The organism is Paenibacillus sp. 01T422, from assembly GCF_056398785.1.
The window spans coordinates 1-1,927 of record NZ_JBFTQB010001063.1 but is presented as its reverse complement, the minus strand read 5'-3'; the positions used below and the strand labels follow the sequence as shown (position 1 = coordinate 1,927).

Annotated in this window: 3 protein-coding genes; 1 reads left to right on the top strand and 2 read right to left on the bottom strand. The window is 43.5% G+C overall.

Translation table 11 applies throughout. The annotated features are described in order from the left end of the window. Together AC1DUA_RS35515 and AC1DUA_RS35510 are read right to left on the bottom strand one after the other, a co-directional pair. Window positions 1-402 (bottom strand): GNAT family N-acetyltransferase (locus tag AC1DUA_RS35515; protein WP_477504215.1); only part of this gene is annotated, 402 nt, incomplete at its 3' end. Between the two features lie 21 nt (window positions 403-423). Further along, entirely contained in the window at window positions 424-579 is a 156-nt protein-coding gene (locus AC1DUA_RS35510; RefSeq protein ID WP_477504214.1) for a DUF2809 domain-containing protein, read from the bottom strand. Between the two features lie 132 nt (window positions 580-711). Here AC1DUA_RS35510 and AC1DUA_RS35505 point away from each other — a divergent pair. Beyond that, window positions 712-1,927: peptide MFS transporter (locus AC1DUA_RS35505; RefSeq protein WP_477504213.1), on the top strand; the 1,216-nt coding region annotated here is incomplete at its 3' end.

Below are 1,927 nucleotides of genomic sequence, written 5' to 3'. Positions count from 1 at the left end.
CAAATAATGCTCCATGACAACATAATCTTTTCCGCCTTTAGTGAACTGCTTATCGGTTACAGTCATTCCAAATTTTTTATAAAAAGAAACCTTGTTGCTCCTCGCATTGCAATAAATGCGCTTCACGCCTAATTTCATAGCTTCCTTAAGCATGTGGCGAAGCAATTGACTTCCGTAGCCTTTGCCCTGATCAGACACCTTCGTGGCAAACTTTCGAAACTGAGCTTCCTCACCATGGATAAATAGCGATAGGACGGAAATAAGCGTCTCTCCTTCGAAAAGACCGTAATGCACGCCAACATCATCATCCGAAAGTTGAACATAAGATAGCTCACGCTCCGGCCACATCACTTCATGCCGCAGCTGCCAGGCTTGCTCTTTTTGAATTATTTTGATTTCCACTTCATCATCTCCAAAGCTGATTTAACGATTGCTGCGCTGGAAGGCATACTTGTCAACTCCATATGCAATGACAATTCCTATGACATATCGACATAAATCAATTGTCACAAATCCTCTTCCCAGGATCAGCGATCCTACAACTGTCCTTCTTATCTCCACGATCCATGGCTGCAGCATATTTTAGCATGATTTCCCCCTTCATTCGAATAAGAACTTAAAAAAAGTTTATAACTTTATCTACATGGGAAATCTACCTTGTGGGGATACAGCAGGAGACTCATCATTAGGTTATATAAAGGAGATTGCTTCATGTCCGATATAAATAAAAAACAGCAGGTTGTCTCAAGTGTTCCACAAAGCGGCTTCCTGGGTCACCCTAAAGGGTTGTTCACACTCTTTTTCACAGAGTTTTGGGAGCGTTTTTCCTATTATGGCATGCGCGCAATACTTGTTTACTATATGTATTATGAAGTTTCCAAAGGCGGATTGGGCATTGCGGAAAATACTGCTCTTGCCATTATGTCGATTTACGGCTCGCTTGTCTATATGTCCGGTATTATTGGCGGGTGGCTATCTGACCGGATTTTTGGAAATTCAAAAGCTGTTTTCTATGGCGGAATTTTCATTATGCTTGGCCATATTGTATTAGCTATACCAGGAAGCGTCGCGTTATTTTTTGTTTCTATGGTTCTGATTGTGTTAGGTACTGGCATGCTCAAACCGAACGTATCCAGCATTGTTGGTGAAATATATAGTGAAGAAGATGCCCGCCGCGATGCAGGATTCAGTATTTTCTATATGGGAATCAATCTCGGAGGTTTTCTGGCCCCATTGATTGTCGGAACGATAGGGATGAATGTTAATTTCCACTTGGGCTTCGGATTAGCCGCTATCGGTATGTTTCTAGGGTTAGCTGTCTTTCTGTCAACGAAGAAAAAAAACTTGGGACTCGCAGGCACATTTGTCGTAAACCCACTCTCTCCTTCAGAAAAAACAAAGGTCATGACATGGATCGGGCTAGGTGCCTTAGTTATCATCCTATTACTTGCGTTAACGATCCCTGCGGGTTATCTTACTTTCCAGACTTTTAGCGCCCTCATTGGCCTACTGGGCATATTAATTCCAACCCTATATTTCATAGTCATGTACAGAAGCCCTAAGACCACAAGCATCGAGCGCTCCAGAATTATCGCGTATATCCCGCTTTTTATTGCTTCAGTCATGTTCTGGGCGATTGAGGAACAGGGGTCCACCATTCTCGCCAATTACGCGGACCGGCGGACACAGCTTGATTTTGCAGGCATACATATATCCCCAGCTTGGTTCCAATCCTTGAATCCGTTATTTATTATCGTATTTGCGCCTTTCTTCGCGTGGCTCTGGGTCAAGCTCGGAGATCGGCAGCCTTCCATCCCAACCAAATTTTCACTTGGTTTGCTGCTAGCTGGCTTATCCTTTCTTGTCATCCTGCTGCCCGCTTATTTTGGCGGCAATGAATCGCTCGTTAATCCATTATGGCTTGTAC